The 15220-nt window shown below is 60.0% G+C and carries 11 protein-coding genes; 9 read left to right on the forward strand and 2 right to left on the reverse strand.

Annotated elements, in window-relative coordinates:
- The first annotated feature begins 24 nt into the window (after positions 1 to 24).
- The 9 genes from art_RS18970 (at position 25) to art_RS19010 (ending at position 10187) form a co-directional block, all read left to right on the forward strand.
- Positions 25 to 1152 carry a DegT/DnrJ/EryC1/StrS aminotransferase family protein gene (locus art_RS18970; RefSeq protein WP_052137023.1) on the forward strand — a complete coding sequence of 376 codons (1128 nt, stop codon included), beginning with the start codon at positions 25 to 27 and terminating at the stop codon, positions 1150 to 1152.
- Entirely contained in the window at positions 1149 to 1823 is a 675-nt protein-coding gene (locus tag art_RS18975) for an acetyltransferase (protein WP_052136783.1), read from the forward strand. The genes art_RS18970 and art_RS18975 overlap by 4 nt, the downstream gene beginning before the upstream one ends.
- Position 1824: 1 nt before the next feature.
- Entirely contained in the window at positions 1825 to 2937 is a 1113-nt protein-coding gene (locus art_RS18980; protein WP_038467393.1) for a DegT/DnrJ/EryC1/StrS aminotransferase family protein, read from the forward strand.
- A 6-nt stretch (positions 2938 to 2943) separates the two neighbouring features.
- Positions 2944 to 4407, forward strand: coding sequence for an oligosaccharide flippase family protein (locus art_RS18985; protein ID WP_052136784.1), 1464 nt, complete (start codon positions 2944 to 2946; stop codon positions 4405 to 4407).
- The gene (locus tag art_RS18990) at positions 4404 to 5675 is read left to right on the forward strand and encodes a glycosyltransferase (protein WP_052136785.1); all 1272 of its coding nucleotides are present in this window, start codon (positions 4404 to 4406) and stop codon (positions 5673 to 5675) included. Before art_RS18985 ends, art_RS18990 begins: the two co-directional genes overlap by 4 nt.
- A 338-nt stretch (positions 5676 to 6013) precedes the next feature.
- Positions 6014 to 6817 (forward strand): glycosyltransferase, encoded by an 804-nt coding sequence (locus art_RS18995; protein WP_162182076.1) that lies wholly within the window; start codon positions 6014 to 6016, stop codon positions 6815 to 6817.
- A 14-nt stretch (positions 6818 to 6831) separates the two neighbouring features.
- Entirely contained in the window at positions 6832 to 7725 is an 894-nt protein-coding gene (locus tag art_RS19000; RefSeq protein WP_157875363.1) for a DUF6492 family protein, read from the forward strand.
- Between the two features lie 223 nt (positions 7726 to 7948).
- Complete coding sequence (locus tag art_RS19005; RefSeq protein WP_157875364.1) at positions 7949 to 9349, forward strand: O-antigen ligase; 1401 nt, start codon at positions 7949 to 7951, stop codon at positions 9347 to 9349.
- Between the two features lies 1 nt (position 9350).
- Complete coding sequence (locus art_RS19010) at positions 9351 to 10187, forward strand: hypothetical protein (RefSeq protein WP_052136787.1); 837 nt, start codon at positions 9351 to 9353, stop codon at positions 10185 to 10187.
- Between the two features lie 81 nt (positions 10188 to 10268).
- Here the strand turns inward: art_RS19010 and art_RS22420 are convergent, their stop codons facing one another.
- Both art_RS22420 and art_RS21900 read right to left on the reverse strand, forming a co-directional pair.
- Positions 10269 to 12263, reverse strand: coding sequence for a DUF4082 domain-containing protein (locus tag art_RS22420; protein WP_157875365.1), 1995 nt, complete (start codon positions 12261 to 12263; stop codon positions 10269 to 10271).
- A 111-nt stretch (positions 12264 to 12374) separates the two neighbouring features.
- Positions 12375 to 15095 carry a WecB/TagA/CpsF family glycosyltransferase gene (locus art_RS21900; RefSeq protein ID WP_082000441.1) on the reverse strand — a complete coding sequence of 907 codons (2721 nt, stop codon included), beginning with the start codon at positions 15093 to 15095 and terminating at the stop codon, positions 12375 to 12377.
- Between the last annotated feature and the right edge of the window lie 125 nt (positions 15096 to 15220).

The raw sequence follows: 15220 nt of genomic DNA on the forward strand, positions 1-15220 counted from the left end.
GACCCGCTGCCCCGCATCAACGTCATGAAGCCGTGGCTCGGCACCGAGGAGGCCGACGCCGTGGCTGCTGTCATCGCCTCCGGCTGGGTGGCGCAGGGCCCAAAGGTCGCCCAGTTTGAGACGGAGTTTGCCGCTGCCCAGGGTGCCCGGCATGCCGTTGCCACCTCAAATTGCACGACGGCGCTCCACCTCGCCTTGGTGGTGGCGGGCATCCAGGCCGGGGACGACGTCGTCATTCCATCCTTTTCCTTCATTGCCACAGCCAACGCGCCAACGTACGTCGGGGCACGGCCCGTTTTCGCCGACGTCGAACTTGCAACCGGGAATGTCACGGCTGAAACCATCGCCGTGGCACTGACCCCCAACACGCGTGCAGTCATTGTGGTTGACCAGGGCGGCATGCCCGTTGACCTTGACCCGATCAGGGCCCTGTGCGACCCGCGCGGCATCGTCGTCATCGAAGATGCTGCCTGCGGTGCCGGTTCCACATACCGGGGGAAGCCGGTGGGTGTGGGTGCGGAACTGACTGCATGGTCGTTCCACCCCCGCAAGATCCTCACCACGGGGGAGGGCGGCATGCTCACCAGCTCCCGTGCCGAATGGGCGCAAAAAGCGGCCAAGCTGCGCGAACACGCCATGAGTGCATCGGCCGCCAGCCGGCACTCCTCGGTTCTGGCACCTCCTGAGGAATACACGGAGATTGGCTTCAACTTCCGCATGACTGACATGCAAGCCGCCGTGGGGATTGTCCAGCTGGGGCGGCTTGCCGAGGCGGTGGCGCGCCGGCGGGACATCGCCGCCAGCTACACCGAGGCACTGGCAGGGGTGGCGGGGCTGCGAATCTCAGGTGACCCGGCCCACGGCACCAGCAATTTCCAGTCATTCTGGATAGAGGTGCTGCCGGACTACGGCACCACCCGGGAGGGGCTGCTTGAGCACTTGGCCACTCTGGGGATTTCCGCCCGCCGTGGCATCATGGCCGCCCACCGGCAGCCGGCGTACGCGGGCAGGGACACCGGGACTGCAGACCTGGCCACCACGGAGCGGCTCACCGACAACACACTGATCCTGCCCCTGTACCACCAGCTGGAAGCTGCAGAGCAGGACAGGGTCATTGCTGCGGTGCGGTCCGGGGGAGGACTGCCGGCATGACAGCTTTGATCCTCGTGGCGGCAAGCGGACTGGCCCGTGAAGTTCTGGCCTCAACCCGCTTGTCCGGCGCAACCGATGTGCTGGGCTATCTGGATGACGACCCCGCACTGGCAGACGGACAAATCGACGGCATTCCGGTGCTGGGTAGGATCAGCGACGCCACAGCCTATCCCACTATGTCCTTTGTGCTGTGTGCCGGCAAGGGGGCTGCGCGGGAAAAGATCGCGCTCGCATTGGCGGACCTGGGAATTGGCAGTGTCAGGTACGCCACGGTCGTGGATCAGTCAGCGGTGGTGTCCGAGGACTCCGTCATTGGCGCAGGCTGCATCCTGCTGGCCAACGTGGTGCTGACGGCAGGAGTGAGGCTTGGCAGCCATGTGGTGGCCATGCCGAACGTGACATTTACGCATGACGACGAAGTCGACGACTTTGCCACACTCGCCGCGGGCGTCTCCCTTGGCGGGAGAGTCCACATTGGCCGGGGCGCCTATCTGGGAATGAATGCCAGCGTGAGACAAAACGTGTCGGTGGGTTCGGGAGCAACTGTGGGCATGGCTGCCGCAGTCCTACAGGACGTGCCCGACGACGAAACCTGGGCAGGCGTGCCCGCCCGAGCGCTGGGTGGGCGGACGCTGCCCCCAGCCCCCGACTCTATGGAGGGGAAGCCTTGACATGGAAGCCGTTCCTTTGGTCGACCTGCAGTTGCAGCAGGCGGAAATTGCGGATGAAATTCGCGAGGAAATTGAATACGTGCTGTGGTCGGCTGCCTTCATCGGCGGCCCGGCCGTGGCCCGCTTTGAAAACGCTTACGCACAATTCACCGGTACCGGCCACTGTGTGGGTGTCGCCAACGGCACCGACGCGCTTGAACTGGCGCTGCGGGCATGCGGCGTCCGTGCGGGAGGGGAGGTTATTCTCCCCGCAAACTCGTTCGTGGCAACGGCAGAGGCAGTCGCCCGGATAGGTGCCGCGCCCGTGTTTGTCGATGTTGACCCCGTTCACCTGCTCATCAACCCTGCAGACGTCGCCGAGGCAGTCACCGGCAACACCCAGGCAATCGTGCCCGTCCACTTATTTGGCCAGCTGGCACCCATGCCGGAGATTATGCAGTTGGCGCTCGCAGCCGGGGTGACCGTCATTGAAGACGCGGCCCAGTCCCAGGGTGCGCAGCTGCACGGGCGGGTGTCAGGTTCGTTCGGCGCAGCCGCGGCCACCAGCTTTTATCCCGGCAAGAACCTTGGAGCTGCCGGGGATGCGGGGGCGGTCACCACCGACGACCCCGACGTTGCTTCCATGGTGCGGGTGCTGGGCGCCCACGGCAGCTCCGCAAAGTATGTCCACGACGTGGTGGGGATGAACTCCCGCCTGGACACCCTTCAGGCGGTGGTGCTGAATGCCAAGCTTGCGCGCCTGCCCCGCTGGAACCAGATGCGCCAGGATGCCGCAGCCAGATACACCGACTTGTTGGCAGCCGTTCCCGGCGTCGTGACGCCTGTTGGCCGGGACGGCTACGAGGATGCGTGGCACCTGTACGTGGTGCAGCTGGAGAACCGCGACGGCGTGCTGGCGCAGCTGAACGCCGCAGGGATCGGTGCCGGCATCCACTACCCGACACCCATTCACCTGACCAAGGCGTTCTCCTACCTTGGCAAGGGCGCCGGTGACTTCCCTGTGGCCGAGGCTGCAGCGTCGCGGATCCTGTCGCTGCCGATCTTTCCGCACATCACCGCAGCCCAGCAACAGAGGGTCGTGCAGGCGCTCACCGATTCCCTCCGGATGCGGTGACGAAACATGGCAATTCCGGCCCGAACCAAACCACCCGTGGTGCCAACACCCTCACGGGCGATTATGCTGAGCCTGCTCAACACGGTCATTTCCCGGTTTGGCACCATCGGCATTGGCATCGTTTTGGCCCGTATGCTGGGCCCGGCCCAATTTGGCACCTACGCAATAGCGTTCGTTGCCCTGATCGCAATCCTCAGCTTTAACGAATTGGGGGTCAGCCTTGCCATAGTTCGCTGGCCGACCGACCCGAAGGAAATCGCCGGGACTGTCACCACCATCTCGGTGCTCAGCAGCACCGTCATTTTCATTGGTGCCTACGTGCTGGCACCCTATTTTGCTGCGGCCATGGGCGATCCCGAAGCAACAATCGTGGTTCGGGTGATTGCCACCTGCGTTGTCATCAACGGCGCTGCCGCCACACCTGCGGCGTTGATGCAGAGGGACTTCCTGCAAGGCCGGCGGATGGCGATTGACCAAGTGAATGTCTGGCTGGGGGCCATCGTATCCGTGGCATTGGTGTTTATGGGCATGGGCGCCATGAGTTTGGCAATCGGACGGGTCCTGGCGAGCCTCGTGGCCGCAATTCTGTTCGTCAAATACTCGCCGCTCCCCGTCAGGTTTGGCTGGAACAAGGAGAAGATCCATCCCTTGCTGGTCTTCGGGCTGCCTTTGGCCGGATCCAGCATTCTGGTTTTCGCCGTAGGGTACGTGGATCAGATCATCGCCGGAAAACTGCTGGGAGCGGTCGCGCTGGGCCTGTATGTACTGGCCTTCAACCTTTCCAGCTGGCCCACCAGCATATTTTCGCAACCGCTGCGCAGCGTGGCCCCTCCGGTCTTTGCCAAGCTGCAACATGACCCGCCTGCCATGCGCGCCGCCATGCTCTCCTTGGTGGGCGTTGTTGCTGCTGCAGTGGTGCCCGTCATTGCTGTCATGGCCGGCGCAGCTGTTCCGCTGGTCACCTTCGTGTATGGAAATGTGTGGGCTCCGGCGGCAGCAGCGCTGACGTGGCTTGCCATTCTGGCCGCCTTCCGAATCATGTTTGAACTCGTCTATGACTACCTGGTGGTTTTGGGCATTTCCGGCACAATTTTCAAGGTACAGATTGTCTGGTTGATTGTCCTTGTCCCTGCGCTGCTGGCCGGCGCAACTTGGGGCGGCCTTGCCGGACTGGCAGCAGCACCCGTGGCGGTGGCCGCCCTGGTCGTCCTGCCTATATATCTGAAGATGCTGACGAACCGGGGATTCCGGTTGATCGATTTGTTGGCCAAGGTCTGGCTGCCCGTTGCTGCGGCAATTCCGATTGCCGCAGGCAGCTACCTGGCTGCGCTGACGATGGACTCCGCCGTGCTGGCCGTGCTGGCCGCCACCTGTTGGGGCACTGCAATCATGGCTGGCCTGATATTCACTCGACGCAGGGACCTTGCTGCGATCCGCAGCTGGGGCAGAACACCGGAGGAGCCGGCATGAAGATTCTTGTCTATCCCCATGACATGGCCATTGGCGGCAGCCAGCTCAATGCCATTGAACTTGCCGCAGCGGTGCAGAATCTCGGCCACGAAGTGGTGGTCTACGGACAGCACGGTCCCTTGGTGGAGAAGATCAGGGCGCTCGGCCTGGAATTCCTACAGTCCCCAGCAGTGCACAGGCGGCCCACGCCGGGCATTGTGGCCGACCTGCGCAGGACGGTGAAAAAACACGGGATAGACGTGGTCCACGCGTATGAGTGGCCGCCTGCCCTGGAAGCTGCGCTTGCCTGCGCCGGTCGCAGCCGCGCTGTCGTGTCAGCGACTGTCATGTCCATGTCGGTTGCCCCGTTCATTCCAGCGAATATGCCGCTGCTTGTGGGTACTGCGCAAATTGCGGCGGCCGAAAGGGAATTTGGGCGCGAAAGTGTTGGGTTGTTGGAGCCTCCTGTGGATACTGAACTAAACGACCCTGCGCTTGACTTCGAAACGGCCGCTTTTCTGGCCAGAATGGGGGCAGAAGAAGGGCTGTTTACCATCTCAATAGTGTCCCGTCTAGCACATGAGATGAAGCTTGAAGGCATTCTCTGCGCCATCGCAGCCGTCGAAGGGATGAACAAGAAGGCCGCCGTGCAACTTGTCATCGCCGGAGACGGGCCGGCCCGCGCGGAGGTTGCCACGCACGTGGCGGCCAGCAACAAGGCCATGGGTGTGCAGCGAATCTTCCTCGCGGGCGAACTGGACGATCCCCGTCCGGCTTACGCCTGCGCCGATGCCAGCATCGGTATGGGCGGGTCGGCGCTGCGGGCAATGGCGTTTGGCTTGCCGTTGGTGGTCCAAGGCGAAGATGGCTTCTGGGAACTACTGGACGAGGACACCGTTCAAACGTTCCTCTGGCAGGGCTGGTACGGAGTGGGCGCAGGAACGGATGGCGCACAGGAAAAGCTCATGGCCATCCTTGAACGGCTCATGGCAGAACCGCAGCTGCGTGCCCACCTGGGACGTTTTGCCAGGTCTCTCGTGCTGAAAAGGTTTTCCTTGGAGGGCGCAGCCGTCCGGCAGCTGGCGTTCTACCAAAGTGCTTTTGATTCAGCTTCCACGGGGCGCCGTCCGGAACTCCGCCACGCAGCGAGGGCGGCGGGGCGCTTCCTGCGCTATTCCGGAGAACAATTTTGGGCAAAGCTGGCACGCAGGTACGCCAGCGATGACTTCAATGCCACGCCAGTCGCTGCGCGGACGCTGGCGACGGCGTCGCAGTCAGAAGGGTGCTGACTGTGGGATCGATTGTGTATATGGCTGGCAACTCATGGGATGCAGTTACGGGGACGGACAAAAGCTTGGCCACTGCCTTGGCGAAGACGGACCAAGTGCTGTGGATAGATCCTCCGGTTTCCATTCATCGGGCGCGGAGACCACAAAAGTTGACGAAAATGTCGACACTTCTGGAAGAAGTTAACGATGGTGTTCTGCGACTACGCACCTATGGCCCTCCCGGGGTGACCAAGCCAGTCATGCGAAGGGCCACAGAAGCCGCGTATCACGAGTTCATTCGAGGGGCTGTCAAGACGCTGGGACTATGCGTTGACGCCACAATTTGTTCGTCACCGATCATGACCTTCCCGAAAATGGTTCCAAAGCCCAGCCTGCACTTTGTCACTGATGACTGGATTTCGGGCGCAGGGCTCATGGGGTTTTCCGAGGCTCACATACGGCGGGTGCTCATGAACAATGCAGGCAGGGCGGCGGTCGTTGCTGCGGTCACCGAATACCTGGCGCACGGCCTGGCAGCCCAGATCGGCAGAGAAGTCGAAGTGGTGCCCAACGGATGCCGTGTTCCGGCTGCTGACTACGCCATTGATCCGGGATTTGCGAAGGCGGCACTCATCGGACAACTCAATGAGCGGCTGGATTTCGAGGTCCTTGAGGCCGTCGCGCATACAGGCATCCACATAGCGGTTGCCGGGCCAAAGACTGCCAAGTCGCCAGAGACAATTTCTCGACTGGAATCCTTTCTTGCCCGCCCAAATGTGCATTGGCACGGTGTCCTCGACACCGGCGGTGTCGCCGACTTGCTGGCATCCTCCAACGTGGGGCTGACCCCCTACAAGGACACGCAGTTCAACAGATCGAGCTTCCCTCTGAAAACGCTTGAATATGTGGCTGCGGGAGTTCCCGTAGTTGCCACCGACTTGCCAGCTTCGCAGTTCGACGCTGCTGCCAGAGTCCACGTTGCCGGAAATGCAGCTGACTTTGCGCGCGCGGTTGCAGAAGTGAGCACCCGTTGGCCCACAGATGCCGAGCGGGCTGCGCAAGCCAGACAGGCGATTGGCCACAGCTGGGAGAATCGGGCCCAGCTTGTCAGGAAATTACTGACGTGCGACCAGCTGTCAAGACCGATGAACACCCACTTTTGAACGGAGATCCCAACATGAGCAATCCTTCATCTGGCCTGGTGATGGAGATCGTCACCCCGAGTTATGCACCTGACTTTGTCGTCTGCGCCGAGCTGAATTCCTCAATACTGCGATGGACCGCTTCCGATGTTGTGCACACCATCATAGTTCCCAGTCAGGATACGAAACGCTTTAGTGTGTTGGAAGGGGAACGCACAGTGATCCGGGATGCGGCGGAATTCCTCCCGGCCAGTATGCTCAAGGTCCCTTCCGCGAACATGTGGATCAATGCTGGCAGGCCATGGCCTCCGATTAGGGGCTGGATCGCCCAACAAATCATCAAGTTGGAAGCGACCCGGCGATCATCGGCAAAGGTTGTCCTTCTTGTTGATTCGGATTTGGTCTTGCTCCGGAAAACGAGCGCAGACATTTTTCTGACAGACAATGTTGTGACGCTCTTTCGAAGGCCCGATGGCATCGATGAAACCTTGCCTCGCCATCGTTTGTGGGTGCAGAATGCCCAACAACTTTTAGGGTTGCCAGCCCTGGCCGAATACCCGTTGCCGGACTACATCTGCTGCCCCTGCGCCTGGAGCCCGGTTTTCGTCCGCGAGATGTTGGCTCGCATTGAAAAAGTCAATGGCTGCCGCTGGGAGACTGCAATCGGAAGGCAACTCCATTTTTCCGAAATGATCCTCTACGGAGTTTACGCGGAGCAAGTCCTGCAACTGGAACAGGTTCCGGTTACCGAGGACATGCGGTGCGTTAATTATTTTGACGAAATACCATTGTTCGGTGAAAAAGTCCATCAATTTGTTAACGAATGCGACTCGGGAAAAATTGCCGCGATGATTTCCGCGAAATCAGCTACTGACTTGTCTGTCAGACGTGAAGTCGTGTCCCGATTGGAAGCCATGGCTGAAGGGTGACGAAGTGACAAAGTGTGAGGAAAACGGAAAACTATCAGGCGTCAGCCCCGTGATTCGCAGCTGTCCACGTGACAAGAACAAAGCTAAAAGGGACAGGCCCACGTCAAATCAGGTGAATTGTCGCCTATCATGAAAATATGCCTGGACGTGCGAGTAGAAGAGTCGCCTGCCGAACACTTCATTGGGAACGGCTGTGATTTTGGGTGGTAGGAGCATCGGTTCCTTGGGGTTCGGTTCTCCTCGGTTCGGCTCCGGCGACATGACTGTGCCAAGCAGTTCCAGTCAGACTGGACCGTCGTGGCTTCTGAGGCTGACGGCTTTTGCCATCTTCGTTTTTCCAGCAAATATGGTGATTAAACCAATCGGGGCGAGTGGGCATGTTGCCATGCTCTTGTCCTTGGGCGTCTTCTTGATTTGGGGAGTTTCAGTTCTATTTGGGCTGCACACCTCGGCAAGTTCACGGCATCCGGGCAGGGTTGCCCTGGGCGTGATGCTCCTGGCAACATGTGTCACTTATGTGATGTTGTATTCAGGGTTGAGCGGGCCAAGCAGCGTGGCTGGGCGTGCCAGCGCTGATCGTTGGGTAATGCTGATGGCGGCGTCAGCGGGACTAATCTTAATGACTGCCGAGGCTGTCAAGACCACTGAACACGCCTTGATATTGGTCCGTTCCCTGTTGCGGGGGGCATTTTTCTGTTGCGCTCTCGCAGCCGTTCAATTCATTACTCGATCGAATCCCATGGAGTCCTGGCAGCCATTCATGATCGGATTTGTGGACAACGGGGGCAATACCACATTTCAATTGCGTGGCGGACTAATGCGAGTTGCTGGAACGACATTTACTCCCATAGAGCTGGGCGTGGTGGCATCGATGGTGTTGCCGCTGTCTGTTTGGCGGTGCATGTTTGACCAGGTCGGAAGGAAGTGGATGCACTGGTGCATCACCGGTTCGCTGGTGTTTGCCATTGCAGCCACTATTTCGCGCTCAGGGATGATTTCTGCCGCTGTGGCCGTGCTCGTTTCCGTTCCTTTTCTCCCGAAACTTGGGCGGCAGTGGGCGCTGGTCATTATTCCTGTTTCTGTGACCGGCTTGTTTGTTGCTGTTCCCGGCCTAATAGGCACGTTGCTGGGAACAACCACTGTTGGTGCAGATGATCCGTCCATTTCGACTCGCTTGAACAACTATCCACGCGTTGAGGCCATGTTCCTGTCGCGGCCGATTGGTGGCACGGGGCCGGGGACGTATATGCCTGTGAATGCTTTGGAGCTGCTTGACAACCAGTATCTGCATTCAGCCGTGGAGATGGGTGTTATCGGGGCACTGGCCGTCTTTATCTATTTTTCGTTGCCGGGCCTGACAACGCTGCACGCGGCGCGTCACGCAGTAGACCCGTCGCTGAGATGTCTGGCGGGTGCGGTGGCGGGTGCGGCACTCGTTGCGGCTCCTGCGTCGGCAACTTTTGATTCCTTGTCTTTTCCTGTGTTTGCCTTGTTGTATCCACTGATCGTGGGGCTTGGGGGTGCTGTGTGGATGATGGTCAACGCTGAAATTTCGCAGTTTTCTGATGTGGGTAAGCTAAAGGCACCTGACCTGCCCAGATACCGCACAAGAGCAAAGGAATAGCGTGAATCCACTGTCAGTCGTCAAAACTCTGTGGCGCCACAAGTTCATCTTCATCCCAGTTGTCCTGCTGACTGTGGTTGCGGCAGCGTACCTCTTTGCGTTTGGCCCCAGAAGTTACCAAGCCACTTCGACGTTTGCGTTGGTGAATCCGTTGGTGCCAACAGAACAGCAGATCCTTAAGGACCCTTCCCTTGGATTGCTTAATTCGAATAATCCATATCTTCGCTCCAGTGACAACACCCTTATTGCACAGGTTTTGACCACCAGGCTCAATGCGCCAGAGGTGGCAAAGGCCCTCGAGATCAAAGGGTTTAGCACCGAATACACTGTCGAAAGAGCAGGCAGTTTTGGCACCGGTCTTTTGGTGCAGCTCACAGCCATCGGTTCGACGCCCGAGCAAGCGACGGGCACTGTCCAGACGCTCGGTGAGTTCTTGGTTCTGGAGCTCAAGTCCATGCAGGAGATTAATGGGGCTGACCAACGGTTCTTGTTCACCGCGCTTGCCGTCACCAGCGGGGATGAAGCCACCGAACAATTCTCCAGCAGACTTCGCTCCGTGATCATGGTTGGTGCTGGTGGCGTGGTGCTTTTGTTTGCATCGGTTTCTGCGGCTCAGGCGCTTGATCGGCAGCGGGAGCTGAGCGAGAAGCCAGCCAAAATCAAGAAGCCCTCCCGCCGCGAGAGAAAGCATCAAACAGCGTTGCCGGAGCAGCTGCCCCCAACCGCTGATCCGAAGGAATCCTCGCCTGATCTGCAAAAGCCTGATGCTAAAAAACTAATGAACCAACGCAAGGAAGAGTATCGAAAACGCCAGGCAAAAGTAAGATCCAGGCTTTGACGTCTGTGTTTGAACTGGTGGCTGAAAACTACTTGAGCCACGTTTGTGCGTGTGAAAATCGCGAGCGTGGCTCAAGTGTTTTTACCGCAGTCCGCAGGCATTGGAGCCGTTGAGCTGGTAGAGGTGTACGGCATTTCCATCAGCAAAGGTGTCGTTAATGACACCGTTCTTGACGGGCACGGTTCGATTCTCTCCGAGAACCGTGGCTGAAGTGGCGTTGCTGCATTGCAGCGTGATGTCCACTTGCTGGCTCCCATTTCTGGTGGAACCGGCAAAAGCATACAAGCTTCCGCCGTAGATTTTTACGCTCACGTCGAGTGAACCGGTCGAGGCGGCAGCACCGTCAAGGAAGGGCGAATTCAATACGGGCGCCAACGACTTGATTTGTGCATTCAGTGCGACGACGTCGGGTCGTACTTGCGCTCCACAATTGTCACGCAGGACATGCTGTGACTGGCATGTTCCACCGAAATTGTGGTTGAAGTAAACGACGCCACGGGCACCGTGGATGAGACTGCTCCAAACAGCTGCCTTGATTTGCGGCCCCGTAATAGTTGGCGCAAAGTCCTCGCTGAAAGGATGCCCCACCTCAACAAAGGCCCAAACTGGTTTTGAGGCCTTGGGACTGACCAACGAGCGGACCCTGTCGATTGTCCATCCGTAGTTGGATGCCTTGCGGCACTCGTCTTGGGTTAACTCACGCTGGGGAGAAACAAGGGTCCCGCCTTCGCTGACGCCACAGATGTTTGGATCGGTGAACCAGTAGTTGTCAGCAGAGACTAGGTCAGGGTAGTCGTTGACGAACTTTGCCGCTTGTGCGTCTGATTCCCAAAAAGTTACTCCTTTGCCGTAGTTGGCATAGAGCATGCTCCCCGTTACTGCGGCAGCCTTTTGAGCGGTTTGAATGGTGTAGCCACACTGGGCGTTTGCAGGCATGCAAATATCGCCTTGGCCTGGCCAGTTGCCTGTCCAGGCGCCAGAGCCGGGGCCGGCCCACATGTCCACCTCATCTGGCAGCAACGTACCCGACTGGCCGGGGGCGTTCCAAGAGGTGATGGTATTCATGCCAGCCTGCGTGGCCAGTGTCGCGTTCGAATTCGAAGTGAGTTCAACGTATGTGTTAAGGCCTGCAGCCTTGTCCAGTTCCGTGTCCTTGGCACTGAGGAGACTTTCGTACCAGACTCCAACCGGAAAGTTGTCCGCGGAGCTGGGTAGTGGATTGTTGAACTTTTCGTAGTAGCCAACTCCACCATCAACCCCTCGAACTGTGACGCCAGCGGGCAGCGTGCCGGTGGGAGGCGTTGGCGGCGTCGTGGTTGGAGTCGGAGTGGGCTCAGGAGTCACAGTTGGGCTGGGAGTCACTGTCTGCGTTGGTGTTGGCTCAGCAGTGACGGTTGGGCTGGGGCTCGCCGTCGCTGTTGGCGGTGCGGTGGGGCCCGTGGTTGTTGAGGGAGTGAACGCCACGTCTACGTAGTAGTTTGAGTTTTTCCAGTTGCTGGTGGGATAGGTGCCGCCGTTGCCGTAGGCGTAGACGCCGCCGCCGGCCAGGATGGTCAGCGGGCCGCCGGATATGGCCTTGTCCAGCCCATGTTCGTCGGCCGAGTAGCGGCCGTTGGGGGCCACATAGGAGGCCACATATTGGTGATTTCGGGTGATGGCCACTGGCTGTGGCAGTTCAACGGTCTGCCAGCCCGCAGCAGTCCCTGCCGTCGCGGGCAGCGTTGCCGTCGCCAAGATCCTTCCGCTGGGCGACCACAGGTTCGCCACGTGCGGGCCTGTATTTGCGGCACTCTTGTAGAAGCGGATGGCCGTGATTAATCCGTCTTCGGCGGAAGTGAACTTTGCGCCAAGTTCCACGGACATCGTGTCTCGATCAATCAGGGTGCCGGGAACCTCGTTCTCCAGCACGGACAGGCTGGCTGCCTGGCTGGGTGTATTTACGGTGGTGGTTGTCACGAGGATGGGCACTAGAAGAGCCAAGGCCGCAATGGCGGCAAACATGTTCTTGGATCGGCCGCTGCGGCCGAGGCGGTGTGAAATCCGTTGGGGCTGCGCTGACGCAGATGCTTTTTGCATAATAGGATAGTCCCGTATCGTCGTTAATTTGACCTAGGCATTCTCCCCCATGTAGTCAAATCGTAACACGGGAACATGTGATAAACGTCACTGGCGATCGCCCTGGACTCGTCATAATTGGGCTCGCCGGCTGCTTTCGTCCCGGTCCCACCCTCCGTTCCTTGCCAGCGATTTTCCCTTTTGAAGCTTGCCCAGCACAGCCAATGAGCCGTACACGCCGGCGTCGACAAAAGCGACTGGTCCGGTAACACTGCGCACCAATTTTCCCAGGCCGGAGCCCGACTTCACTGCGCCTTCTGCTTGCTGGACGCCGCGATAAATGCGCCGCAGTGTCTTGCGCAACTCGTTGGTGTGCAGCGGCACCCGGACCACTACGGGCGCCGTTGGAAGTATCGCCCTTTCTGCCGGGTCAAACAAGGAATCAACAAAGGCATCGTCGGCTGTGGCGTCGGGAAACTGCGGGAAGCGTGCGTGGCCCGCGTGATTCACGGCGTAGGCCCCGGCGCCCCACAGATGCTCGCTCATGGACGGGATGCGCAGGCGGGCCCGGTAATACGCCTGGACCAGCTTGTCTGCACCTCCGGTTTCGTAGCGGAAAGCCGGCCGGGCCGCCAATGTACCGGGGGTGGACAGGTACCGGAACACATCGGCCACTGCCGCAGGAGTGATCTCAATGTCGGCATCCAGATACAGCCGGGGCCAGCGGGTGCTGGCGGCATCGGCTGCGTTCAGGGCAACTGTTTTGGAGGGCTCCTTGAGGTCCAAGACCCTCACCCCCGGAAACCGGGTCGCGATGGCGGCAGTGTTGTCCGTGCAGCCATTGCAGGCCACGATGACCTCGATGGCCCCCGATGCGGCCAACTTGGCCAGCGGCTCAAGCGTGCGCGCAATAACGGCGGATTCGTTGTGTGCCGGGATGATCACTGCGCCGGAAGGGAATCCTTCCGGGATGGAGTGGATGGCGGTGGCCGGTGAAACGGCCTGCCTAGCCTGGGGGAGGCGCCGCCAGGGACGTACCCCCGCCAGTGAAAGAAACGCCCTGCGGTTTTCTGGCTTGTAGGCCCGTACCAGCTCACCCGTGGCGGTCACCGCACGGACAACTGCCGTGTAGCCCCGTGAGTGGTGGGCCTCGGCATACCGGACACGGTTGACGGCCATGAGCGCCACCAAGTCTGCTGAAGCGCCCGAGCCGCCCCGGCTGTGCGTCATGCTTGCCGATGGTTCGAACCAGATACTGTGTCCGTGCTCGCGGACCCTGTGGAAGTAGTCGGTTTCTTCCGAGTACAGGAAGTACCTTTCGTCCCACTCGCCAACATCAGCCACAACGTGCCCGGCAATAAATACGGCAGCACCGGTGGCCCAGTCGATGGGGTGCGAAAACTGGTAGCTCTCGGCGTTGTAGTCAATCTCGGAGAGCCACTCAGGCCGTCCGGAGAACCTCTGCCCAAAGACTGCGTCGCCTAGGGCCTTGACGATGCTGGGTTCCCGCCGCAACGACGTGTAGATGGTGCCGTCGTCATCAAGGAGCCTGGGGACAACGATCCCTGCTTCAGCGACCTTCATCCGCCGCCGCAGGGTCCTGATGGCTCCGGGAAGAATGCGCAGGTCCGGATTGAGTATCAGAACGTCGTGGTGCATGCCCGCATTTCTCAACGCCGAGTTGATACCCCCGGCGTAGCCCAGATTTCCCCCGGTTTTTACCAGGATCACATCAGGATGGGCGGCGAGGAGTTCCAGCGTGCCATCAACTGACCCGTTGTCCGCCACTACCACCTTGAGGGACTGGGTCTGCGTCTCGGTCCGCAGACCGGCCATCAGCGGTTCAATGTCATCGGCGTTGTTGTAGGTCACCAAGATCACTGTCACGTCGGCCAGCCTGTCGACGGGGGCAAATACCCCGTGGGGGGCCGTGACAGGACCGGGCAGCTCATCCGGCTCGTCGGCCGGCTCGGCAGCTGAGGACTGTAGACCAGCCCGGCCCACTGTGGCGTGCAGGGAACTGCCCACCCTGCTGTGCCGGTTCATGCGCAAGTAGGCCTCCGGGCCCTGCACCAGGTAGCGCTTGGCGAGGCGCTTGGGTTCCAAGGCGAGCCGCCACGCCCACTCCATGCCAGCATTGGCAACTGCTTCCGGCGCACGCTGAATCCGGCCTGCCAGGAAGTCAACCACCGCACCGAAGGCCAACAGGACCGACGCACCTGTGAAGGTTCCGTACTCGGCAATCCACAGTTCCTGACGTGGTTTTCCGAGCCCGACCACCAGGATGTCCGTACGCGATTGGGCCACGTCGCGGGCCAGCAGCAGCGACGACTCGCGGTCAGCCAGCTCGGAGCGTTCCGGCGCCCACCAGCCAGACACTTTCAAGGTCGGACGGTGCAAGACGAATTGTTCCTTGAGCAGCTCGTGCGTGGCCGCCGCACCGCCGAAGAAACCGACGCGCAAACCCTTCTTCTGGGCCTCGTCCAGCAACGGGTCGATGAGATCGCTGCCGGCCAGGCGCGGCCATTCCTGGCCAGTCAGCTGGTTGGCTTTGGCACGCAGGGGCGCACCATCCAATAGGGTCAGCCATTCAATGGAATCAGTCCTGTCCAAGGTGCCGCCCCACCGGCCGCCGGCGCCGAAGTGCATCACATGGTCCAAATTGGCCGAGACCACAGCCAGTGGATTCCTTTTCGGATGGGTGGCAGCGGCCGTGATTTCAAGGACCGCTTCATCGAACCACCTCAGGTCAACGTTGGTCCCGCCAAGCACCGCACTGGCCGGCGGACTGGCAAAGGAAACACCACTTAGAGTGGTGGGCACTGACTGCGAAAAACCCGGCCAGCCGCTCATGGCCGACCAACCCGTGACTCAAGAACCTGACTAAACATTGAAACCCCCACAGCTGCTGTAGACCGAACCGTCGTTTCGCCCGGGTGGTCACAAGTGATCGACCGGGAGGAGCGGTTACAACAGAC

It is taken from the genome of Arthrobacter sp. PAMC 25486 (assembly GCF_000785535.1).
Lineage (GTDB): Bacteria > Actinomycetota > Actinomycetes > Actinomycetales > Micrococcaceae > Specibacter.

Excerpts from the sequence above, each read along its gene's own strand:
- art_RS21900 (WP_082000441.1), bottom strand. The coding sequence starts at position 15,095 with ATGAGCGGCTGGCCGGGTTTTTCGCAGTCAGTGCCCACCACTCTAAGT.
- art_RS18995 (WP_162182076.1), top strand. The coding sequence starts at position 6,014 with ATGACCTTCCCGAAAATGGTTCCAAAGCCCAGCCTGCACTTTGTCACT.
- art_RS18985 (WP_052136784.1), top strand. The coding sequence starts at position 2,944 with ATGGCAATTCCGGCCCGAACCAAACCACCCGTGGTGCCAACACCCTCA.
- art_RS22420 (WP_157875365.1), bottom strand. The coding sequence starts at position 12,263 with ATGCAAAAAGCATCTGCGTCAGCGCAGCCCCAACGGATTTCACACCGC.
- art_RS18975 (WP_052136783.1), top strand. The coding sequence starts at position 1,149 with ATGACAGCTTTGATCCTCGTGGCGGCAAGCGGACTGGCCCGTGAAGTT.
- art_RS18980 (WP_038467393.1), top strand. The coding sequence starts at position 1,825 with ATGGAAGCCGTTCCTTTGGTCGACCTGCAGTTGCAGCAGGCGGAAATT.
- art_RS19000 (WP_157875363.1), top strand. The coding sequence starts at position 6,832 with ATGAGCAATCCTTCATCTGGCCTGGTGATGGAGATCGTCACCCCGAGT.
- art_RS18990 (WP_052136785.1), top strand. The coding sequence starts at position 4,404 with ATGAAGATTCTTGTCTATCCCCATGACATGGCCATTGGCGGCAGCCAG.
- art_RS18970 (WP_052137023.1), top strand. The coding sequence starts at position 25 with ATGAAGCCGTGGCTCGGCACCGAGGAGGCCGACGCCGTGGCTGCTGTC.